This window comes from Microbacterium sp. (assembly GCF_031180975.1).
Lineage (GTDB): Bacteria > Actinomycetota > Actinomycetes > Actinomycetales > Microbacteriaceae > Microbacterium.
This window is the reverse complement of sequence record NZ_JAPSLI010000001.1, coordinates 408,765-432,239: the sequence shown is the minus strand read 5'-3', so window position 1 is coordinate 432,239 and position 23,475 is coordinate 408,765. Positions and strand designations below refer to the sequence as shown.

The window sequence follows — 23,475 nt, the reverse complement described above, 5'->3', positions numbered from 1 at the left end:
TACTGCCGGCCCGATCACCGGCGTCGGCCCGAGCAGGTCTCCTGGTTCAGGTCGATGCCGCTGATCTCGGGCGGCAACTGGGCGCGATCGGTGGGGGAGGGCGTCCCCGACGGCGTTCCCGACGGCCCTTCCGACGGGGCCCCGGACGGCGAGGGGACGGGCTCCGTCGGCGCCGGGGTCTGCTCATCGACCCCGCCGTGGTTGCTGGCCCGGCCGGTGACGTCGATCGGGCGGCCCGCCGCCAGCGCCTCCCAGAGCGGCTCCGCCGCCTGCGCGTTCGGGATCACCCTGTTGTCGTCGTCCGGGTCCTCGAGAGTCGGGTACTGCACGAACACGAAGTCCTCGAACGGCACGTCGTTCATGGCGAGGGCCAGCTGCGCCAGGCGCACCGGATCGGTGAGGCTCTCGCTCGGCACGATGTTGTCGGCGATCGTGTAGGCCAGCCGCATCACGGTCGGCACGTCGCTGAGCGTCTCGCTGCTCAGCACCTTGCGGGCGAGCCGGGACATGTACTGCTGCTGGTTCGAGATGCGCGCCAGGTCGCTGCCGTCCCCCACCGACTTGCGGGTGCGCAGGAACTGCAGGGCCTCGTATCCCTCCACGGTGCGCAGTCCCGGCTCCCAGTCCAGGCCGGTCTCCCTGTCGTGCAGGCCGTCCTCGCCGATGCACACCTCGACGCCGCCGACGGCGTCGGTGATCTCCATCACGCCGTCGAAGCTGAGCTTGGCGGCGAAGCCGATCTCGACCCCGCTGAGCTCGGTCACGGTCCGCGCCACGCACGACAGCCCGGCGTGCCGGAAGACGGTGTTGATCTGCTTCTTGTCGGAGGGGGATGCCGTCGAGCCGTCCTCCGTCACGCACGCGGGCACCTCGGTCATGAGGTCGCGGGGGAACGACACCACGGTCACCTTGCGCGGCTCGTCCGACACGTGCACGAGCAGGTTCACGTCATTGCGGATGCCGTCCTCGCTCTCGCAGCGCTCGCCGAGCAGCTTGGTGGACACCGGTCCGCACTCGTCGGTGCCCACCAGCAGGATCGCGAACGCGCCGGGGTACTCGCCGATCGCGGGCGGTGCGACGGACGGTGCGCCGTCGAGCGGAACCGCGTCCTTCCCCACCCGCGCCGTGAGGTCGGCCACGAGGAACGCGCCGACACCGAGGGCCGCGACGGTGAGCACGGCAGCGCCGATCCCCAGCATCCGCAGCAGCGACCGCGAGGCCGAGGCGTTGCGGTTCGGGGCGTGCTGCGCGACGGGTCGCTTCATTCTCCGACCCTACCCATCTCGGGTCGCAGCCGATATCGGATCGCAACGTGCGTCGAGTTGGCACGGCGGCGGTCCGTGGGTAGCGTCGAGGACATGCGGATGCGAAGCGGCATCCGAGAGCGCAATGAAGCGTCCACAGAGAGGCACACAATGCACAAGACATCCATGCGCCGACGCGGCCTGATCGCCGTCGCCGGTACAGCGGTCGCCGCGATGCTGCTGTCGGGCTGCGTCGCCAGCCAGCGCGACGACGACGAGGGAGACGGGGGCGCGGCCGAGGTCGACTCGACGTTCGTCTTCGCCGCGTCGGCGGACCCGGCGAGCCTCGACCCCGCCATCGCCCAGGACGGCGAGACCTTCCGCGTCTCGCGCCAGATCTTCGAGGGCCTGGTCGGCACCAAGCCGGGAACTGCCGACCCGGCTCCGCTCCTCGCCGAGAAGTGGGAGTCCGCCGACGACGGCATGAGCCACACCTTCACTCTGAAAGAGGGTGTGACCTTCCACGACGGCACGCCGTTCAACGCCGAGGCCGTCTGCTTCAACTTCGACCGCTGGTTCAACTGGACCGGGCTGCTGGCCTCCGAGGCGCTCGGCTACTACTACAACAAGCTCTTCAAGGGCTACGCCTCCAACCCCGCCGACGCGGTGTACAAGTCGTGCACCCCGAACGGCGACACCGAGGTGACGATCGAGCTCAACAAGCCGTTCGCCGGCTTCATCGCCTCCCTCTCGCTGCCCGCGTTCGGAATGCAGAGCCCTTCGGCGCTGCAGGAGTTCAAGGCCGACGAGATCGGCGGCACCGCCGAGTCGCCCGCACTGTCCGAGTACGCGAAGGGGCACCCGGTCGGGACGGGGCCGTTCCAGTTCGAGTCGTGGAAGCCCGGCGAGAACGTCACACTGACGGCCTACGACGACTACTGGGGCGAGAAGGGTCAGATCGAGGAGATCATCTTCCAGATCATCGGCGAGCCGAACGCCCGTCGCCAGGCGCTCGAGGCCGGCACCATCGACGGGTACGACCTCGTCGCCCCGGCCGACACCCAGGCGCTCGACGAGGACGGCTTCACCATGGTGTCGCGTCCGCCGTTCACCATCCTGTACCTCGCGTTCAACCAGGCCGTGCCTGAGCTTCAGGACCCGAAGGTTCGCCAGGCGCTGTCGCACGCGGTCGACAAGGACGCGCTGGTGAAGCAGGTGCTGCCGGAGGGCACGAAGAAGGCCACCCAGTTCGTGCCCGACATGGTCAACGGCTACAACAAGGACGTCACGACCTACGAGTACGACCCTGAGAAGGCGAAGTCGCTGCTCGAGGAGGCCGGCTTCACCGCCGAGAAGCCGCTGGCGCTGACCTTCAACTACCCGGTCAACGTCTCGCGCCCGTACATGCCGAACCCGGAGCAGATCTTCACGGTGCTGTCGAAGCAGCTCGAGGAGGTCGGGGTCAAGATCACTCCCGAGACCGACGCCTGGTCGCCGGACTACCTCGACCAGATCACCGGCACGCCGAACCACGGCATCCACCTGCTCGGCTGGACCGGTGACTACAACGACACCGACAACTTCCTCGGCGTGTTCTTCGGTCAGAAGAGCGCGGAGTGGGGCTTCGACAACCCCGAGCTGTTCCAGATGCTCACCGAGGCGCGCGGCGTCGCCGACCTCGAAGAGCAGACGAAGCTGTACGAGGAGATCAACGAAGAGGTCATGCAGTTCATCCCCGGTGTTCCGCTCGCGCACCCGGCCCCGACCCTGGCATTCGACCCGCGGGTCGAGAGCTACCCGGCCAGCCCGGTGAACGACGAGGTCTTCACGGACATCGTCCTGACCGAGTAAGACCGACCGCTTCTGGTCGCACCTTCCTCGGTCGTCGAGCCGGCAAAGCGAGACGACGCGCGGTCACTTTCGGTCACCGCGTATCGCCGTCATAGCTTTGCTGCTCGCTCGACGACCGGGAAGGGCGTCCGGGTCGACTGGAGACTCTGTGCTGCGAACCATCGGCAGGCGACTGCTCTTCCTCATTCCCACCCTTCTCGGCCTCAGCATCCTGCTGTTCGCATGGGTCCGCGCCCTCCCGGGCGGCCCGGCGATCGCGCTGCTCGGCGAGCGGGCCACCCCCGACGCGGTCGAGCGCGTCAACGAGCTCTACGGCTTCGACCGGCCGCTGTACGAGCAGTACTTCACCTGGATCGGTCGGCTGCTGCAGGGCGACTTCGGGTCGTCCATCGTCACCTCTCGCCCCGTCGTGGAGGAGTTCTTCCGGCGCTTCCCCGCCACGATCGAACTCAGCGTCCTGGCGCTGATCTTCGCAGTCGGCGTGGGCGTGCCGCTCGGGTACTGGGCGGCCCGGCGCCACGGGAAGTGGTCCGATCACGGCGCCGTGGTGTTCAGCCTGGTCGGCATCACCATCCCGGTGTTCTTCCTGGCGTTCATCCTGAAGTACGTCTTCGCCGTCGAACTGGGCTGGCTGCCGTCCGACGGGCGGCAGAACCCGCGCATCGACGCCACGCACGTCACCGGCTTCTACGTCTGGGACGGCATCATCACCGGCGAGTTCGACGCCGCCGGTGACGCGTTGGCGCACCTGATCCTGCCGGCGCTCGCGCTCGGCACGATCCCGCTGGCGATCATCGTGCGGATCACACGGGCGAGCGTGCTGGAGGTGCAGAACGCCGACTACGTGCGCACCGGCAAGGCGAAGGGCGTCACCCCGCAGACGCTGCGAAGCCGGTTCATCCTGCGCAACGCCATGCTGCCCGTGGTCACCACCATCGGCCTGCAGACCGGCCTGCTGATCTCGGGGGCGGTGCTCACCGAGACGGTGTTCGCCTTCCCGGGCATCGGGTCGTTCCTGGCGCGCGGGATCTTCGCCCGCGACTTCCCGGTGCTGCAGGGCTTCATCATCTTCATCGCGATCGCCTACGCGTTGATCAACCTGGCCGTCGACGTGTCGTACAGCCTGATCGATCCGAGAGTGAGGGTCCAGTGATGAGCGCCGTGCTCCCACCCGCACAGGGACCGCTGGGCCAGGGGCCCGCCGAGGGCGGCGACGCGGTCGACACGATCTCCGTCGCCCAGCTGGAGATGAAGGGCGGCGGCGGGTTCTGGCACGACGTGCTGCGCCGACTGCGCGGCAACCCCACCGCCTGGGTCGGCGCCGTGATCGTCGTGCTGTTCCTGCTGATCGCCGTGCTCGCCCCGGTGCTGGCCCCGTACCCCGAGACCGCGCTGCCCGGCGCCAGGCACATCACCCCGACGCACATCCCCGGGCCTGGCGAGGTGGACGGCTTCCCCCTCGGGCTGGACCGCTTCGGCGGCGACGTGCTGTCCAAGCTCATCTGGGGCGCGCAGGCGTCGTTGCTGGTCGGGATCATCTCCACCGCGCTGGGGCTGATCGGCGGGATGCTGTTGGGCCTGCTGGCCGGCACATTCGGCGGCTGGGTCGACACCGTGATCATGCGGCTCGTCGACATCATCCTGTCAGTGCCGAACCTGCTGCTCGCGGTGTCCATCGCCGCCATCCTTGGGCAGACGCCCTCGGCGGTGATGATCGCGATCGGAGCGTCGCAGGTGCCGATCTTCGCCCGGTTGCTGCGCGCCTCGATGCTGCAACAGCGCTCGGCGGAGTACGTGCTGTCGGCGCAGACGCTCGGTCTCGGGCGCGGCCGCATCACGATGTCGCACGTGCTGCCGAACGCGGTGGGGCCCGTGATCGTGCAGGGCACGCTGACGCTCGCCACCGCCGTGATCGACGCCGCCGCGCTGTCGTTCCTCGGCCTCGGCGGCGGCCGGCCGGAGACGGCCGAGTGGGGACGCATGCTGACGTACGCGCAGAACGAACTGGCCATCGCGCCGTGGCTGGCGTTCCTGCCCGGCATCTGCATCGCCGTCACCGCGCTCGGCTTCACGCTGTTCGGCGAGGCGCTGCGCGAGTCGATGGACCCGAGGACGAGAGCGCGATGACCCCGATGAAGGACGAGCGAATGACCGCATCCCTCCCGCCGCAGGCGGCTCCGCTGCTGCAGGTGTCCGGCCTGGCGGTCGACTTCCGCACCATGGACGGCGTCGTGCACGCCGTCGAGGACGTCGATCTCGAGATCGCCCCGGGCGAGACCGTCGCGATCGTCGGTGAATCCGGGTCCGGCAAGTCGACGACGGCGATGGCCGTGATCGGGCTGCTCGCGTCGGGCGGGCACGTGTCGGCCGGCAGCATCCGCCTGGACGGGCGAGAGCTGGTCGGGATGCCGGAGGGCGAGCTGCGCCGCATCCGTGGGCGCGACATCGGGATGGTGCCGCAGGATCCGATGTCGAACCTGAACCCGGTCGCGAAGGTCGGCACGCAGGTGGCGGAGACGCTGCTCGCGCACGGGCTCGCGACCCGGAAGGATGTCGGCGCGAAGGTCGTCGAGGCGCTGTCGGCGGCGGGTCTGCCCGATCCGGAGCGGCGCGCCGCGCAGTACCCGCACGAACTGTCCGGAGGTCTGCGGCAGCGCGCGCTCATCGCCATCGGGCTGGCCTGCCGGCCGCGGCTGCTCATCGCCGACGAGCCGACCAGTGCGCTGGACGTGACGGTGCAGCAGACCATCCTTGACCAGATCGCCGAGATGACTCGCGAGCTCGGCACGGCGGTGCTGCTGATCACGCACGACCTCGGCCTCGCGGCCGAGCGCGCGCAGCGGGTGGTGGTGATGCACCGCGGCCGCGTCGTCGAGCAGGGGCCCGCGCGGCAGATCCTCGACGACCCGCAGCATCCGTATACGCAGAGCCTCGTCAAGGCAGCGCCCTCGATCGCCGCCGCGCGCCTGCGGCCGGAGGCCTTCCGCACCGCGCCGGCCGTTGAGCGCGCCGAAGGCGAGCGCCGCACTGAGCGAGCGGAGCGAGCCGAAGTGACGAAAGGCGCAGACAACATCGTGGAGATCGAGAACCTGCGCAAGGTGTACCCGGTCCGCGGCCGCCGCGAGGACTTCGTCGCGGTCGACGACGTCTCGCTCGCCATCCCGCGCGGCGAGACGGTGGCGATCGTCGGCGAGTCCGGTTCGGGCAAGACCACCACCGCCCGGATGCTGCTCAAGCTCATCGAGCCCTCCGCCGGCAGCATCCGCTTCGAGGGGCAGGACATCTCCACGCTCGACCGCGCGCAGGCGCGGGAGTTCCGCCAGCGCGTGCAGCCGGTGTTCCAGGATCCCTACTCCAGCCTGAACCCGATGTTCACGATCGAGCGGCTGATCGCGGAGCCGCTGGAGTTCTACAAGCGGGGGAGCAGGGCCGAGCGCCGCGCCCGGGTGCGCAAGCTGCTCGACGACGTGGCGCTGCCGCAGTCGATGCTGCAGCGCTACCCGTCCGAGCTCTCCGGCGGGCAGCGCCAGCGGGTCGCGATCGCCAGGGCGCTGGCGCTGTCGCCCGATCTGGTGGTGTGCGACGAGCCCGTGTCGGCGCTGGACGTGCTGGTGCAGGCGCAGATCCTCACCCTGCTCGGCGACCTGCAGCGCGAGTACGGACTCAGCTACCTGTTCATCTCCCACGACCTCGCCGTGGTGCGATTGATCAGCGACTACGTGTGCGTCATGAAGGACGGCGCGCTCGTGGAGGCGGCGAGCTCCGAGGAGATCTTCACGAACCCGCGCGACCCGTACACGCGCCGGCTGCTGGCATCCATCCCCGGCAACGAGCTCAACATCGCATCATGATGGACCGCGGTTGATCGACCCGTCGGCGCGCTGATCGCAGAAGGCCTTGTGGTCGCCCGCCTCGCGGGTCTAAACCTGGCTTGTGCGGCGATCATCGCCGCATGCGGCCGCTGGGGGAGTCGGCCGGTGATTCCACTGGGGTTGGGGACGCATATGAAGAAGACGATGATCGGCGCTGCGCTGGGACTGATGCTCGTGCTGGGCAGCAGCGGCGCGGCCATGGCCGGGGAGTACAACGGGCAGGGCGGTGACATCAAGGGCGGCGACAAGGCGCACTCCGCGTGTCACTTCTCGGGTCGCGACCTTCCCGACGACGTGGAGATGAACCCGCTGCCGGAGCTCGACGACGACATGGTCACCGACGGACACGTGCAGAGCTACGGCCAGTACGTGGCGGCGGGCCTGAAGGACATGCTGCCGCTGAGCCCGGGGGAGAACTGTCGCGGCAACGTCGCGCACACGGAGTGATCAGCCGCAGCATCCGATGAGGTGGGGAGAGCGGCCCCGATACCGCAGCCGAGCGCGATCGTCAAGAACCTCGGTGGACATGGCGCGTCGAAGCGTCTATAGTGGTACTTTGCGTTCGTTTCTCCCTGCCCTCATATGGTGGTCGGCAGTCGTCGCATGCCCCGCTCCTTGAGAGCGAAGTGCGCATGCGGGGTGGACTCGAGCGCGCACTCCACCGACGACAAGGAATCGACTGGCCCTGCCCGGGCCGACGGAGGTTATTCCCTTGGCTGCTGCTCGCAACGCATCCACATCCACCACCACCCCCAAGAACGGACGCGGAGCATCCCGCCTCTCGTTCGCCAAGATCTCCGACACGCTGACTGTCCCCGACCTCCTCGCCTTGCAGACCGAGTCCTTCGGTTGGCTCGTCGGCAACGACGCCTGGAAGGCGCGCGTGGCCGAGGCCAAGGCCGCAGGCCGCACTGACGTCTCCGAGATCTCGGGTCTGGGTGAGATCTTCGAGGAGATCTCCCCGATCGAGGACCTCGCCGAGACGATGCAGCTCTCGTTCACGAACCCGTACCTCGAGCCGGAGAAGTACTCCATCGAGGAGTGCAAGGAGCGCGGCAAGACCTACGCCGCTCCGCTGTACGTCGAGGCCGAGTTCATGAACCACCTCACCGGTGAGATCAAGACGCAGACGGTCTTCATGGGCGACTTCCCGCTCCAGACCGACAAGGGCACGTTCATCATCAACGGCTCCGAGCGCGTCGTCGTCTCGCAGCTGGTGCGCTCGCCGGGTGTCTACTTCGACAAGACCCCCGACAAGACCAGCGACAAGGACATCGTCACCGCCCGCGTCATCCCCAGCCGCGGCGCCTGGCTCGAGTTCGAGATCGACAAGCGCGACCAGGTCGGCGTGCGCATCGACCGCAAGCGCAAGCAGTCCGTCACCGTCTTCCTGAAGGCGCTGGGCATGACCAGCGAGGAGATCCTCGCCGAGTTCGCCGGCTTCCCCTCCATCGAGGAGACCCTGTCGAAGGACACCATCCTCACCAAGGAGGACGCGCTCCGCGACATCTACCGCAAGCTGCGTCCGGGCGAGCAGGTCGCCGCCGAGGCTGCTCGTGCGCTGCTGGACAACTTCTACTTCAACCCGAAGCGCTACGACCTGGCCAAGGTGGGTCGCTACAAGATCAACCACAAGCTGGGCCTCGACACCCCGCTCACCGACTCGGTGCTGACCGTCGAGGACATCGTCGCCACCATCAAGTACCTGGTGCGTCTGCACCGCGGCGACGAGAGCTTCGAGGGCATCCGCTCGGGCAAGAAGACCCAGATCCGCATCGCCGCCGATGACATCGACAACTTCGGCAACCGTCGCATCCGCGCGGTGGGTGAGCTGATCCAGAACCAGGTCCGCACCGGTCTGTCCCGCATGGAGCGCGTCGTCCGCGAGCGCATGACCACGCAGGACATCGAGGCGATCACCCCGCAGACCCTGATCAACGTGCGCCCCGTCGTGGCCGCGATCAAGGAGTTCTTCGGCACTTCGCAGCTGTCGCAGTTCATGGACCAGAACAACCCGCTCGCGGGTCTGACCAACAAGCGCCGTCTGTCGGCTCTCGGCCCCGGTGGTCTGAGCCGTGACCGCGCCGGCGTCGAGGTCCGGGACGTGCACCCGTCGCACTACGGCCGCATGTGCCCGATCGAGACCCCGGAAGGCCCGAACATCGGTCTGATCGGTGCGCTCGCGACGTTCGCGCGCATCAACTCGTTCGGCTTCATCGAGACCCCGTACCGCAAGGTCGAGAACGGCCGCGTCACCGACCAGATCGACTACCTCACGGCAGCCGAGGAGGTCGAGTTCAACATCGCGCAGGCGAACGCGCCGCTCGACAAGGACGGCCGCTTCACCGAGAGCCACGTCCTGGCCCGCCCTCGCGGCGGCAGCGGTGAGGTCGACCTGTTCCTCCCCGAGGAGATCGGCTACATCGACGTCTCGCCGCGCCAGATGGTCTCGGTCGCGACCTCGCTCGTGCCCTTCCTCGAGCACGACGACGCGCAGCGCGCGCTCATGGGCGCCAACATGCAGCGTCAGGCCGTGCCGCTGCTCCGTTCCGAGTCGCCACTGGTCGGCACCGGTATGGAGGGCTACACCGCCATCGACGCCGGTGACGTCGTCACCGCGCAGAAGGCCGGTGTGGTGACCGAGGTCTCGGCCGACAAGGTCGTGGTCATGCTCGACGAGGGCGGCACGCAGGAGTACCACCTGCGCAAGTTCGACCGCTCCAACCAGGGCACCTCCTACAACCAGCGTGTGATCGTCTCCGCCGGTGAGCGCGTCGAGGTCGGCGAGGTCATCGCCGACGGCCCCGCCACCGAGAACGGCGAGCTCGCCCTCGGAAAGAACCTGCTCGTGGCGTTCATGCCGTGGGAGGGTCACAACTTCGAGGACGCGATCATCCTCAGCCAGGAGCTGGTGAAGGACGACACCCTCTCCTCGATCCACATCGAGGAGTACGAGGTCGACGCCCGCGACACCAAGCTGGGCAAGGAGGAGATCACCCGTGACCTCCCCAACGTCAGCCCCGAGCTGCTGAAGGACCTCGACGAGCGCGGCATCATCCGCATCGGCGCCGAGGTCCGCCCCGGCGACATCCTCGTCGGCAAGGTCACGCCGAAGGGTGAGACCGAGCTGAGCGCCGAGGAGCGCCTGCTCCGCGCGATCTTCAACGAGAAGAGCCGCGAGGTCCGCGACACCTCCCTGAAGGTGCCGCACGGTGAGCAGGGCACGATCATCGCCGTCAAGGAATTCAACGCAGAGGAGGGCGACGACGAGCTGGGCTCGGGCGTCAACCGCCGCGTCGTCGTCTACATCGCTCAGAAGCGCAAGATCACCGAGGGCGACAAGCTCGCCGGCCGTCACGGCAACAAGGGCGTCATTGCGAAGATCCTGCCCGTCGAGGACATGCCGTTCCTCGCCGACGGCACGCCGGTCGACGTGGTGCTGAACCCGCTCGGCATCCCGGGTCGAATGAACTTCGGCCAGGTGCTGGAGACCCACCTCGGGTGGATCGCCAAGCAGGGCTGGAAGATCGAGGGCAACCCGGAGTGGGCGGCGAAGCTGCCGGAGGAGGCGCGCGACGTCGCTCCGAACACGAAGGTCGCCACCCCGGTGTTCGACGGTGCCAGCGAGGCGGAGATCTCGGGTCTGCTCGACTCGACCCTGCCGACCCGCGACGGCGAGCGTCTGATCGACTCCTCGGGCAAGACGCAGCTGTTCGACGGTCGTTCCGGCGAGCCGTTCCCGGCGCCGATCTCGGTGGGCTACATGTACATCCTGAAGCTCCACCACCTGGTGGACGACAAGATCCACGCCCGCTCGACCGGTCCGTACTCGATGATCACCCAGCAGCCGCTCGGCGGTAAGGCCCAGTTCGGTGGCCAGCGCTTCGGTGAGATGGAGGTGTGGGCCCTCGAGGCCTACGGCGCCGCGTACGCGCTCCAGGAGCTCCTCACGATCAAGTCCGACGACATCCTCGGCCGCGTCAAGGTGTACGAGGCCATCGTCAAGGGCGAGAACATCCAGGAGCCGGGCATCCCCGAGTCCTTCAAGGTGCTCATGAAGGAGATGCAGTCGCTCTGCCTGAACGTCGAGGTCCTCTCGGCCGACGGCACGGCGGTCAACCTCCGTGACACCGATGACGAGGCCTTCCGCGCTGCGGAGGAGCTCGGCATCAACATCTCCAGCCGTTTCGAAGCCGCATCGATCGACGAGATCTGATCGCAGGCACGCTCAGGGCCGCTCGTTCCATCGAGCGGCCCAGAACTGAAAACTTTTCTACACAGGAGAACTAGTGCTCGACGCAACTACTTTCGATGAGCTTCGGATCGGCCTTGCCACTGCTGACGACATCCGCGGATGGTCGTACGGCGAGGTCAAGAAGCCGGAGACGATCAACTACCGCACGCTGAAGCCGGAGAAGGACGGCCTCTTCGGCGAGCAGATCTTCGGACCCTCCCGCGACTGGGAGTGCGCCTGCGGCAAGTACAAGCGTGTCCGCTTCAAGGGCATCGTGTGCGAGCGATGCGGCGTGGAGGTCACGAAGAGCTCGGTGCGCCGTGAGCGCATGGGCCACATCGAGCTCGCCGCCCCCGTCACCCACATCTGGTACTTCAAGGGTGTCCCGTCGCGCCTCGGCTACCTGCTGGACATGGCGCCGAAGGACCTCGAGAAGGTCATCTACTTCGCCGCCTACATGGTCATCTCGGTCGACGAGGACGCTCGTCACCGCGACCTGGCCACGCAGGAGAACAACATCCGTCTCGAGCTGAAGACGCTCGGCGACCGCCGCGACGCCAAGATCGCGGAGCGCCTGGCCAAGCTGGAGGAGGAGCTCGCCGCTCTCGAGGCGGAGGGCGCCAAGGCCGACGCCAAGAAGAAGGTCAAGGACGCCGCCGAGAAGGAGATGGCGCAGATCCGCAAGGGCGCCGACGACGCGATCGCGAAGCTCGAACGCGTGTGGGAGGACTTCCGCACGCTCGAGGTGGGCGCGCTCCGTCCGGAGGACGACGTCTTCCACGAGCTGCAGGACCGGTTCGGCCAGTACTTCGAGGCGCACATGGGCGCTGAGGCGATCAAGAAGCGCCTGGAGTCGTTCGACCTGGCCGGCGAGGCCGAGAGCCTGCGTCTGCAGATCTCGGAGGGCAAGGGCCAGCGCAAGATCCGTGCGATCAAGCGCCTGAAGGTCGTCAGCTCGTTCCTGGAGACCGGCATGAGCCCGGCCGCCATGGTGCTCGACGTCGTGCCGGTGATCCCGCCGGAGCTGCGCCCGATGGTGCAGCTCGACGGTGGCCGCTTCGCGACCTCCGATCTGAACGACCTGTACCGTCGCGTGATCAACCGCAACAACCGTCTTCGTCGTCTGATCGACCTCGGCGCGCCCGAGATCATCGTCAACAACGAGAAGCGGATGCTGCAGGAGGCCGTCGACGCCCTGTTCGACAACGGCCGTCGCGGTCGTCCCGTCACCGGCACCGGCAACCGCGCCCTGAAGTCCCTCAGCGACATGCTGAAGGGTAAGCAGGGTCGCTTCCGCCAGAACCTGCTCGGAAAGCGCGTCGACTACTCCGGCCGTTCGGTCATCGTCGTCGGCCCGCAGCTGAAGCTGCACCAGTGCGGTCTGCCCAAGCAGATGGCTCTGGAGCTGTTCAAGCCGTTCGTCATCAAGCGTCTGATCGACCTCGGCCACTCGCAGAACATCAAGGCCGCCAAGCGCGCCGTCGAGCGCACCCGTCCCGAGGTGTGGGACGTGCTCGAGGAGATCATCCGCGAGCGTCCGGTGCTGCTGAACCGTGCACCCACCCTGCACCGTCTCGGCATCCAGGCGTTCGAGCCGCAGCTCGTCGAGGGCAAGGCCATCCAGCTGCACCCGCTCGTCTGCGCCGCCTTCAACGCGGACTTCGACGGCGACCAGATGGCCGTGCACCTGCCGCTGTCGGTCGAGGCTCAGGCCGAGGCCCGCGTGCTGATGCTCGCGTCGAACAACATCCTGAAGCCGTCGGACGGCCGCCCGGTGACCCTGCCCTCGCAGGACATGATCATCGGCCTGCACCACCTGACCACCGTGGTCGAGGGTGCGAAGGGCGAGGGGCGCGCGTTCGGCTCGGTGTCCGAGGCGATCCTGGCCAAGGACGAGGGCACCCTCGACCTGCAGGCGAAGGTCCGCATCCGCATCCCGGGTCTGACCTTCCTCGAGGGTGAGGCACCCGAGGGCTACGAGCGCCACGGTCTCGTGGACGCGTCGCTCGGTCAGGCGATCTTCAACGACGCGCTGCCGAAGGGCTACCCCTTCGTGCGCGGCGTGGCCGACAAGGGCAAGCTGTCGCAGATCGTCAACAAGCTGGCCGAGGAGTACCCCAAGGTCGAGACGGCGGCGACGCTGGACCGCATCAAGGATGCCGGTTTCTACTGGGCCACGCGTTCCGGTGTGACCGTCGCGCTGAGCGACATCCTCACCCCGCCGAACAAGGCCGAGATCGTCGCCGGCTACGAGAAGCAGGCCGCGAAGGTCCAGGCGCAGTACGAGAAGGGTCTCACCACCGACGCCGAGCGTCGTCAGGAGCTCATCAAGATCTGGACCGAGGCGACCGACGAGGTCCAGGCCGCGATGAAGGAGCACTTCCCGAAGGACAACACCATCAACCGCATGGTGTCCTCGGGTGCCCGTGGTAACTGGCTGCAGATCCGCAACATCGCGGGTATGCGTGGTCTGGTGAACAACCCCAAGGGTGAGATCATCCCGCGTCCGATCATCTCCTCGTACCGCGAGGGTCTGTCGGTGGCGGAGTACTTCATCGCGACGCACGGTACCCGCAAGGGTCTCGCCGACACCGCTCTGCGTACCGCCGACTCGGGTTACCTGACCCGTCGTCTGGTGGACGTCTCGCAGGACGTCATCATCCGCGAGGAGGACTGCGGCACGACCAAGGGTCTCGAGCTGCCGATCGCGGCGCCGAACTCGCAGGGCGAGCTGGTGCGCGACGCGAACGTGGAGAACTCCGTGTTCGCCCGTACGCTGGCCGCCGACGTCGTGAACGAGGCCGGCGAGGTCCTGGCATCCGCCGGTGACGACGTGGGCGACGTGCTCATCGACAAGCTCGTGGCGCTGGGTGTCGAGAACATCAAGGTCCGCTCCGTGCTGACCTGCGACTCGGCCGTCGGTGTCTGCGCGCAGTGCTACGGCCGCTCGCTCGCGACCGGCAAGACGGTGGACATCGGTGAGGCCGTCGGCATCATCGCGGCCCAGTCGATCGGTGAGCCCGGTACTCAGCTGACCATGCGTACCTTCCACACCGGTGGTTCCGCGTCGGCCGACGACATCACCCAGGGTCTGCCCCGTGTGCAGGAGCTCTTCGAGGCGCGTACCCCGAAGGGTGCGTCCCCGATCGCCGAGGCCGACGGCCGCATCACGATCGAGGAGACCGAGAAGGCCAAGAAGGTCATCCTGACGCCCGACAACGGCGACGAAGAGGTGGTGTACCCGGTGCTGAAGCGTGCGACGCTTCTCGTCGAGGACGGCCAGCACGTCACCGTCGGTCAGCCCTTGCAGGTCGGCACGCTCGACCCCAAGGAGGTCATGCGTGTCATGGGTGCCCGCGAGGTGCAGAAGTACCTGGTCGGCGGCGTGCAGGGCGTGTACCGCTCGCAGGGTGTGCCGATCCACGACAAGCACATCGAGGTCATCGTGCGCCAGATGCTGCGCAAGGTCACGGTCGTCGACCACGGCGACACGAACCTGCTGCCGGGTGAGATGGTCGACCTGAAGCGCTACCAGCAGATCAACCGCGAGGCCGTGGCCGAGGGCAAGCGTCCCGCGTCGGGTCGTCCGGAGCTGATGGGTATCACCAAGGCGTCGCTGGCGACCGAGTCGTGGCTGTCGGCCGCGTCCTTCCAGGAGACGACCCGCGTGCTCACGCAGGCCGCCATGGAGGGCAAGCGCGACCCGCTGGTCGGTCTCAAGGAGAACGTCATCATCGGTAAGCTCATCCCGGCCGGAACCGGTCTCTCCAAGTACCGCAACATCACGGTGGAGGCGACCGAGGAGGCCAAGAGCGAGCGCTACCCGAACCGGATCTTCGCATCCGACGGTGCGTACGCCGACGGCGACTTCGGTTACGTCGACTTCGACGCGTTCTCGACGGACGACATCACGCCGGGCTCGTACAACTGATTGAGGCGAGAGCGGAGCGAGCTTGCTCGCTTGGCCGAGCCGATTGAGGCCCCGGGTTCTTCGGAACCCGGGGCCTTCTCCGTTCCTCGAGCGGTCGGCGGCTTGGGTCCCTGAGCTCGTCGAAGGGCCCCGAGCGAATGAGCCATCCGGCGCGATATCCTCGCCGGATGGACATTGAGCAGTCTGGTGCGGTCGTCATCGGCGATGCACTGATCGACGAGATCCGGGATGCCGGAGGTGTGCGGGAACTGGTCGGGGGAGCGGCGCTGAATGTCGCCGTCGGCCTTCGCCGTCTGGGCGTGCCCGCCACGCTGATCGCGATGGTGGGTCAGGATGCCGCAGGCGATCACATCCGGGAGTACCTGCACGACCACGGCGTGCGGCTCATCGAGAGCCGTGCGAAACACGGCTCGTCCCGCGCCGTGGTGCAGCGGAACTGGAGCGGCGAGCCCGAGTACTTCTTCAACAAGGCCGCTCGCAAGCGCAGCATCCGCTTCGGCGAGGAGGCGCGCGAGGCGATCTCGGCGGCGGAGATCGTCGTGGTGAGCTGCTTCCCGTTCGATGTGGAAACCGAGGCGGACGCGCTGGCGGAGGCGGTCGAAGGGTCGCGCCTGGTGATCGACCCGAACCCGCGTTCAGGGATGATGCGGGACCGCGGCATGTTCGTGCGCAGCTTCGAGAGATTGGCCGTACGCGCCGAGCTGGTGAAGGTCGGCTCCGACGACGCGACGCTGCTGTACGACGGCGACCTCGACGCGTTGCGGCGCCGGCTGCGCGAGCTGGGCACGGAGGCGGTGCTGGCGACGGCCGGCTCGCTCGGCGCGATCCTCGACACGGATGCCGGGGTCTTCACCGCTCCCATCGCAGAGCTGCCCGGCCCCATCGTCGACACCGTCGGCGCCGGCGACGCCACGCTCGCGGCCGCCGTGGCCGGGTTGATGACGGCACCGCCCACGACGCCCGACGCTTGGCAGGAGCTGCTGGAGCGGGCGATGGCCGTCGCCGCCGCGACCTGCCGGTCGGAGGGCGGGCTGCTGCGCACGCCGGAGTCGCTGGTGGATGCCGAACGCGGGGTGTTCGGCAGCTGACTCCCCGATTTCATACCCACCGCTCTGGGCGGGTATGATGGATCTTCGCGCCCCCGGTTGGCTGAACAAGCCGGACGGGTGTGCACTGGCAAGTTGCCCGAGCGGCCAAAGGGAGCTGACTGTAAATCAGCCGCGTAAGCTTCGGGGGTTCGAATCCCTCACTTGCCACCGAATGTCTGGAGGCCTCCGCGAAGCGGGGGCCTTCAGTCGTATCCGGGTGGTGCTCGACTTTGCTCAGCGAGACCTTTGCTCGGAGATGTGCGCTTCGCGCGGACGGCATCCGAGGGAAGCGCACAAGTCCGCGCGAAGGGACACGCGCCGGGCCGGGGAGCGCAGCGGCCGCGTCGTGCCGTCCCGAGAATGTTGAGAAAACTTGTTGACGCGCGTTAGTAACTCGGGTAAGTTGATCGCAGCGTCGGAAAGTCGGCGCGACGAAGGAGTCCGAAATGCCCACTGCGCGCCCGCGGGCCGTCACGATGGCGGATATCGCCAAAGAGGCGGGTGTCAGCCGTGCGACGGTGTCGTTCGTGCTGAACGACCGCGAGGACGTCGCGATCCCGGAGGCGACGCGTGCTCGGGTGCGGCGGATCGCCGCCGACCGCGGCTATCGCCCCAACGCCGCCGCCCGGGGTCTCGCGCGGCAGCGGAGCGGTTGGTATGGGTTGGTCACCGAGATCGTGACCTCCCCCCTGGCGGTTCAGGTGATCCGTGGGGCGCAGCAGCAGGCGTGGGCCGAGGAGAGATTCCTGCTCATCGCTCCGAGCGATGATGAGTGGCAGATGGAGTCCGCGGCGATCGAGAAGCTGCTCGAGCAGCGCGTCGAGGGTGTGATCATCGCCGCGACCTGGCACCGCCCGGTCGTCGTGCCGCCGAACGCATACGACGTGCCGTGTGTCCTCGTGAACTGCTTCGACGCAAAGGGCATTCTGCCGAGCATCGTGCCCGACGAGGTCAGCGGCGGACGCACTGCTGCGCAGGTCCTCATCGAGGCCGGTCACCAGCGCATCGGCCACGTCACTCTGGAGCCGGGCATCCCTGCACAGGTGGGCCGGTTGGACGGATTCCGCCGCACACTCGCGGAGGCGGGTATCACCCTCGACGAGGAGTTGATCGTCGCAGGTGACGGCTCGACCGAAAGCGGCTACCGCGGCGGTGTCGAACTGCTTGAGCGCGACGACGCGCCGACCGCGATCTTCTGCGGCAACGACCGCATGGCCATGGGCGTCTACGATGCCGCGAAGGAACGCGACATCCGGATCCCGGAGGACCTCTCGATCGTGGGATTCGACGATCAGCAGTTCCTCGCGGAATCCCTGCGCCCGGGCCTCACGACTGTCGCCCTTCCTTTCGAGGAAATGGGCGCCCGCGGGGTGAGCATGCTCACCTCGCTCACAGCGGGCAGCGCGATCGACAACGCGAAGGTCGAGATCGACTGCCCGCTGCGCTTGCGTTCATCAGTCGGATCACTACTCCGCTGATGAGCTTTCCCTCCCCGCACCGATATGTCCAAGGAAGGACCATCCCATGCTATCCGTACGATCGCGTCGCCTGCGGGCGACCCTCGCGCTGGGGGCCGCCGCCGTCTCCGCAGCACTGTTGCTGAGCGGCTGCACCTCCAGCGGCTCCAGCGGCGGCGGCGAAGCCGGCGCACTGCTCACCATCCCGCGTGAGGACATGGGGACGTTCACCCAGAACTTCAACCCGTTCTCACCGAACGCGGCGCCCATGACCCAGCAGGCCGTGTACGAGTCGATGCTGATCTACAACCCTGCGGACGGCTCCACCGTGCCCTGGTTGGCGGAGGAGTGGGTGGCCGCGGACGACGGGCTGAGCCTCACGTTCACCTTGCGCGATGACGTGAAGTGGTCGGACGGCGAACCGTTGCGGGCGCAGGACGTGGTGACCACCTTCGCGCTGCAGCGGCAACTGTTCGAGGGTAGTTTCGCTTATCTCGCCGACGTCCAGGCGACCGACGAGCGCACCGTGGTGTTCACCTTCGCGGAGGCCTTCTCGCCGGCGCTCTACGAGATCGGCCAGCAGGTGATCGTCCCGGATCATGTCTGGGCGAAGCAGAAGGACGCCGCGAAGTTCGAGAACAAGGAGCCGGTCGGCACCGGCCCGTTCACCGAGGTGTCCAACTTCCAGGCACAGTCGTTCGATCTGCTCCAGAACCCGCACTACTGGGGCGAGGCGAAGATCCCCGGTATCCGGATGCTGGCCTTCGCCGGAAACGACGGAGCGAATCTCGCCGCGATCAACGGCGACGTCGATTGGGCGCCGCAGTACATCCCGGACATCGAGAAGACGTTCATCGCCAAGGACCCGGAGCACCGCACCTACTGGTTCCCGCCGACCGGTTCGGAGATCCACCTGCAGCTCAACACCACGCTGCCGATGTTCTCCGACCCCGACGTGCGCAAGGCGCTGAGCATGGCCATCGACCGCGAGCAGGTCGTCGACGTCGGCATGTCCGGCTACACCGTTCCCGCTGACTGCACCGGTCTGTCCGGGAACTACGACGAGTGGCGCGACAGCAGTATGGCCGAGAAGTGCACTTGGACGAAGCGCGACGTCGAGGGTGCCGCCGAGCTGCTCGACGCCGCCGGTTACGTCGAGGGACCCGACGGCATGCGCATGACGCCTGACGGCCAGCCGTTCGCCTTCGACATCTCGGTGGGTTCGACATCCACCGACTGGCTGTCGGTTGCGAACATCATCTCGCAGAACCTCGAGGACATCGGCGTGACAGCGACGGTGGACGCGCCCGACTGGGCCGCCGTCGTGGCCGGTTACGAGACCGGAGAGTTCGAGAGCGGCATCGTGTGGAGCGACAACGCGCCGACGCCGTTCCAGTACTACCGCGCGGTGATGGGATCTTCGACCGTGAAGCCGGTCGGGGAGCAGACCTTCTCGAACTATCACCGATTCAGCGATCCGCGTGCCGACGAACTGCTCGCACGCTTCGCCGCCACCTCGGACGAGGCGGAACAGCACGACATCGTGAACCAGTTGCAGGCCGTCTTCGCCGAGGTCGCCCCCGTCATCCCGCTCTTCCCCGGCCCGGAGTGGGGCGCCTACACCGACGTGCGGTTCACCGGCTGGCCCACCGAGGAGAACCCGTACGCCACGCTCGCGACCCGCTCTCCCACCACTGTGCTCGTCCTCACCACGCTCGAGCCCGTCAAGGACTGATCGCTCTTGCGATCGTCCTTCCCGGGGGTCGGACCCGCCGTCCGATCCCCGGGCCCACCTCCTGACGCGAAAGGCTCGCCATGCGATTCATCCTGCGCCGTCTCGGCTTCTACGTCGTGGCCTTCTGGCTGTCGATCACGCTCAACTTCCTGCTCCCGCGCCTCATGCCGGGCGATCCTGTGTCGCGAATGCTGTCCCGCTCGCAGGGGAGACTGGACCCGGACCAGGTCGAGTCGCTGCGCCGTCTGCTCGGCGTCGACGCGCGTCCGTGGTGGGAGCAGTACCCCGAGTATCTCGGCCGCATCCTGACCGGCGACTTCGGCATCTCGATCTCGCGGTTCCCCACTCCGGTCGCCGAGGTCATCGGCACACAGCTCGGTTGGACGCTGCTCCTGGGCGCGACCTCACTCGTCTTCGCCGTGGTCATCGGCAACCTGCTCGGCATCCTGGCAGCCTGGCGGCGGGGAAGCGTTCTGGACTCGTTCCTGCCACCGTTCCTCGTCTTCATCGGATCGTTCCCCTACTTCTGGCTCGCGATGGGGCTGCTCTGGCTCTTCGGAGTCACCCTCGGCTGGGCGCCGCTGCGTCACGCCTTCTCCGTCGGCCTCACCCCGGGCTGGAATCCCGCATTCATCGCCGACGTCGCCGCTCACCTCGTACTGCCCGCGCTGTCCATCGTCCTCGTCTCCGTCGGCGGATGGATGCTCGCGATGCGCAACACCATGATCTCGACCAACAGTGAGGACTACATCCTCATGGCCGAGGCCAAGGGTCTCCGCCCGTCCCGCATCATGCTGCGGTACGCCGCGCGCAACGCGATGCTCCCCGCCGTCACGAACATCGGCATGAGCATCGGCTTCATCGTCGGCGGAGCGCTGCTGACCGAAGTCGTCTTCGCCTACCCGGGCGTCGGATACCAGCTCATGGCAGCCGTGCAAGGACTCGACTATCCCCTCATGCAGGGAATGTTCCTCACCATCACGGCGGCGGTGCTCATCGCGAACTTCCTGATCGACATCATCTACGTCCGCCTGGACCCGCGCGTGCGGGTGGCCTGAAAGGAGCGGAAATGGCAATCTCCCAGACCCAGGCGCTGGCCACCGACCGTCCGTCCGCGCGGGGCAGGTCCTTCCTGCGACTCATCCGAGCGCTCGGAAGCAACGGCAAGGCCGTCGCCGGACTCACGATCATCGTCGCGTTCATCGCCCTCGCGCTGCTCGCACCGGTACTGTTCCCGGGCGACGTGTCCCGGATCGGATCCGGTGGTGCGACCCCGCCGAGCCTCGAGCACCTGCTCGGCACGACCTCCAAGGGGCAGGACGTGCTGGCGTTGACCTTGTGGGGCTCGCGCTCATCGCTTCTGGTGGGCTTCGTCGCCGGCATCCTGGCGACCGTGATCGCGATCCTAGTGGGACTGGCCAGCGCCTACTTCGGCCGTGTCGCCGACGACGTTCTGAGCATGCTCACCAACGTGTTCCTGCTCATCCCCGGGCTGCCGCTTCTGGTCATCCTCGCGGCATTCCTGCCACCGGGCCTGGGGACGGTCATCGTCGTGCTCGCGATCACAGGATGGGCCGGAGGCGCACGGGTGCTCCGAGCGCAGGCGATGTCCATCCGGGGCAAGGACTACGTGGCGGCGTCCATCGTCACCGGTGAACCGGCGCTGCGCATCATGCTGAGGGACATCCTGCCGAACATGGCGTCGATCGTGATGATGACACTGCTCGGCAGCATCATCGGCGCGATCGGCGCCCAAGCCGGACTCGAGTTCCTCGGCCTCGGCGACTCCAACACGATCTCCTGGGGTACGAACCTGTTCTGGGCGACCAGCGATGGCGCGTTGATGCTCGGCCAGTGGTGGATCTTCTTCCCCTCCGGTCTCGCGATCGCTCTCATCGCCTTCGCCCTCGCGCTGTGCAACTACGCCGTGGACGAGATCACCAACCCTCGTCTGCGCAAACCCCGCCGCACGACGACCGCTGCCGAGCCCACCCCCGTCGAGATCACGCCCATCGAGATCACCGGCGATTCCACCGCAGGGCGAAAGGAGAATGTCCGATGAGCGCGCTGCTCGAGGTCGAGGACCTCGTGGTCGACTACGTCAGCGACGAGCGCGCCGTGCGTGGAGCCGATCGCGTCAGCTTCGCCATTGCCCCAGGCGAGATCCTCGGCCTGGCGGGCGAGTCCGGCTGCGGAAAGTCGACCGTCGCGAACGCAGTGATGCGACTGTTGAAGGAGCCCGCGCGCATCAGCGGCGGAGCCATCCGTTTCGACGGGCGCGACGTGTTGCGCATGGAAGTCGACGCCCTCCGTGACTGGCGCTGGCGAGAGGCCGCCATGGTGTTCCAGTCGGCGATGAACTCGTTGAATCCGGTCATGCGGATCGGCGATCAGCTCGCCGACGTCTTCACCACCCACGAGCGGATGCCGCAGCGCAAGGCGCTCGCCGAAGCGCGCCGACTGCTCGAACTGGTGCGCATCGACCCGGCGCGCATGAAGGCCTACCCGCATCAGCTGTCCGGTGGACAGCGCCAACGCGTGGTGATCGCGATGGCGTGCGCGCTCCGGCCCAAGCTGCTCATCCTCGATGAGCCCACGACGGCGCTGGACGTGGTCGTGCAGCAGGAGATCCTGGCGCAGATCAAGGAGCTGCAAGCGGAGTTCGGGTTCTCGGTGCTGTTCATCACCCACGACCTGTCCCTGATGCTCGAGCTGTCCGACCGCATCGGTGTCATGTACGCCGGTCGCATCGTCGAGCTCGCGCCCGCGAACGTGATACACCACGACGCGCGGCATCCGTACACGCAGGCGCTGCTCGGTGCCTTCCCCGCCATGACCGGTCCGCGCGTGAGGCTGACAGGCCTCGCCGAAGGCACCCGGTTCACCGATATCGGCGATCTCACTGAGGTCGCCCCGGGACACTTCGTCGCCGCAGGCGACGTCGTCCTCACGAAGGAGGAAGCATGATGGCCGAGGCAGATCGCGTCCCCGCCATCAGGGTCGCCGGGGTCGACAAGACCTTCGTTCAGGGCGACTGGCGCTCGCGACGGCGAGTCCACGCGCTGAGAGCGGTGGACCTCGAGGTCGGCCGTGCCGAGATCGTCGCACTCGTGGGCGAGTCGGGCTCGGGCAAGTCCACGCTGGCGCGCTGCATCGCGCGCCTGGAGCGGCCGGACAGCGGAGTGCTCGAGGTGCTCGGGGAGGACGTGCTGCGCACGCAGCCCCGGCGGGCTTCGAAGGCGTATCGCCGGACGGTCCAGATGGTGTTCCAGGATCCGTTCGGATCCCTCAACCCGACCCAGCGGGTCGAGCACGTGCTGGCGCGACCCCTGTTGCTGCACGGAAAGGTGCGCGGGGACATCCGTACCCGGTTGGAAGAGCTCGTGACATCGGTCGGCCTGCCCCCCGACGTGCTCGGTTCCTTCCCGCACGAGTTGTCCGGCGGGCAGCGCCAGCGCATCGCCATCGCGCGAGTGCTCGCGGTCGAGCCCGAGATCATCATCGCGGATGAGCCGACGTCGATGCTCGACGTCTCGGTGCGGATCGGCGTGCTGAACCTGCTCGCCCGGCTGCGGGACGAACGGGGGATCGCCATCCTGTATGTCACGCATGATCTGGCTTCCGCGCGCTACTTGGCCGATCGGATCGTCGTGATGCACCAGGGCACCCTCGTAGAGGGCGGGGAGTCCATGGCGCTGCTGGCGGAGCCGCGCCACCCGTACACGCGAATGCTGGTCGGGGCCGTGCCGGATCCCGATCGCCGTGGCGGGTACGACGCCGGAGAACGAGCGCGCCAGCGCACGGAGATCTGGGACTGGGCGGAGTCGGACTCCGCCCGTGTGTACGTGGACGAGGGCGCCGGCCACTGGGTGTGGGCGCCGAAGGACAGGAGGGTGTCATGACAGAGAAGGAACAGGCACACGGTATGACTCGCAGGAACCTGCTGGCGGGCGTTGGGGTCGCAGCCGTCGGAACGATCTGCTCGCCCGCGGTCCCGGCTTCGGCAGCCGATCCAGCGGGAGGAGCCTCTTCGGCCAACGGAATCTCCACCGCGAACGGCGTC

The 23,475-nt window shown here is 67.6% G+C and carries 15 protein-coding genes and 1 tRNA gene; 15 read left to right on the top strand and 1 reads right to left on the bottom strand.

Annotated features, from left to right (window positions below; all coding sequences use genetic code 11):
* Positions 1 to 14: 14 nt before the first annotated feature.
* On the bottom strand, positions 15 to 1,265 hold the full coding sequence (locus RIF65_RS01980; protein ID WP_309065817.1) for an LCP family glycopolymer transferase: 1,251 nt from the start codon (positions 1,263 to 1,265) through the stop codon (positions 15 to 17).
* A gap of 150 nt (positions 1,266 to 1,415) precedes the next feature.
* On the opposite strand from RIF65_RS01980, the gene RIF65_RS01975 reads away from it, so the two are divergent.
* From RIF65_RS01975 to RIF65_RS01905, 15 genes are all read left to right on the top strand, one after another.
* A complete protein-coding gene (locus RIF65_RS01975; RefSeq protein ID WP_309065816.1) occupies positions 1,416 to 3,095 on the top strand; it encodes an ABC transporter substrate-binding protein in 1,680 nt (559 codons plus the stop codon).
* Between the two features lie 148 nt (positions 3,096 to 3,243).
* Positions 3,244 to 4,248, top strand: a complete 1,005-nt coding sequence (locus RIF65_RS01970) for an ABC transporter permease (RefSeq protein ID WP_309065815.1) — start codon at positions 3,244 to 3,246, stop codon at positions 4,246 to 4,248.
* Positions 4,248 to 5,222, top strand: coding sequence for an ABC transporter permease (locus tag RIF65_RS01965; protein WP_309065814.1), 975 nt, complete (start codon positions 4,248 to 4,250; stop codon positions 5,220 to 5,222). Before RIF65_RS01970 ends, RIF65_RS01965 begins: the two co-directional genes overlap by 1 nt.
* Before the next feature lie 20 nt (positions 5,223 to 5,242).
* Entirely contained in the window at positions 5,243 to 6,946 is a 1,704-nt protein-coding gene (locus RIF65_RS01960) for an ABC transporter ATP-binding protein (protein WP_309065813.1), read from the top strand.
* Positions 6,947 to 7,099: 153 nt separating this feature from the next.
* Positions 7,100 to 7,414, top strand: a complete 315-nt coding sequence (locus RIF65_RS01955) for a hypothetical protein (RefSeq protein ID WP_309065812.1) — start codon at positions 7,100 to 7,102, stop codon at positions 7,412 to 7,414.
* Positions 7,415 to 7,679: 265 nt separating this feature from the next.
* The gene (gene rpoB, locus RIF65_RS01950; RefSeq protein WP_309065811.1) at positions 7,680 to 11,183 is read left to right on the top strand and encodes a DNA-directed RNA polymerase subunit beta; all 3,504 of its coding nucleotides are present in this window, start codon (positions 7,680 to 7,682) and stop codon (positions 11,181 to 11,183) included.
* A 73-nt stretch (positions 11,184 to 11,256) separates the two neighbouring features.
* Positions 11,257 to 15,132, top strand: a complete 3,876-nt coding sequence (rpoC, locus tag RIF65_RS01945; RefSeq protein WP_309082483.1) for a DNA-directed RNA polymerase subunit beta' — start codon at positions 11,257 to 11,259, stop codon at positions 15,130 to 15,132.
* 167 nt (positions 15,133 to 15,299) lie between these two features.
* Positions 15,300 to 16,220, top strand: coding sequence for a PfkB family carbohydrate kinase (locus tag RIF65_RS01940; RefSeq protein WP_309064506.1), 921 nt, complete (start codon positions 15,300 to 15,302; stop codon positions 16,218 to 16,220).
* An 87-nt stretch (positions 16,221 to 16,307) separates the two neighbouring features.
* Positions 16,308 to 16,388: transfer RNA gene (locus tag RIF65_RS01935), tRNA-Tyr, on the top strand.
* Positions 16,389 to 16,666: 278 nt separating this feature from the next.
* Complete coding sequence (locus tag RIF65_RS01930; RefSeq protein WP_309064507.1) at positions 16,667 to 17,698, top strand: LacI family DNA-binding transcriptional regulator; 1,032 nt, start codon at positions 16,667 to 16,669, stop codon at positions 17,696 to 17,698.
* A 46-nt stretch (positions 17,699 to 17,744) separates the two neighbouring features.
* The gene (locus tag RIF65_RS01925; protein ID WP_309064508.1) at positions 17,745 to 19,412 is read left to right on the top strand and encodes an ABC transporter substrate-binding protein; all 1,668 of its coding nucleotides are present in this window, start codon (positions 17,745 to 17,747) and stop codon (positions 19,410 to 19,412) included.
* Positions 19,413 to 19,492: 80 nt separating this feature from the next.
* Complete coding sequence (locus RIF65_RS01920) at positions 19,493 to 20,470, top strand: ABC transporter permease (protein ID WP_309064509.1); 978 nt, start codon at positions 19,493 to 19,495, stop codon at positions 20,468 to 20,470.
* Positions 20,471 to 20,481: 11 nt separating this feature from the next.
* Complete coding sequence (locus tag RIF65_RS01915) at positions 20,482 to 21,474, top strand: ABC transporter permease (protein WP_309064510.1); 993 nt, start codon at positions 20,482 to 20,484, stop codon at positions 21,472 to 21,474.
* Entirely contained in the window at positions 21,471 to 22,379 is a 909-nt protein-coding gene (locus tag RIF65_RS01910) for an ABC transporter ATP-binding protein (RefSeq protein WP_309064511.1), read from the top strand. The genes RIF65_RS01915 and RIF65_RS01910 overlap by 4 nt, the downstream gene beginning before the upstream one ends.
* Entirely contained in the window at positions 22,376 to 23,314 is a 939-nt protein-coding gene (locus tag RIF65_RS01905; RefSeq protein WP_309064512.1) for an ABC transporter ATP-binding protein, read from the top strand. Before RIF65_RS01910 ends, RIF65_RS01905 begins: the two co-directional genes overlap by 4 nt.
* Positions 23,315 to 23,475 lie beyond the last annotated feature (161 nt).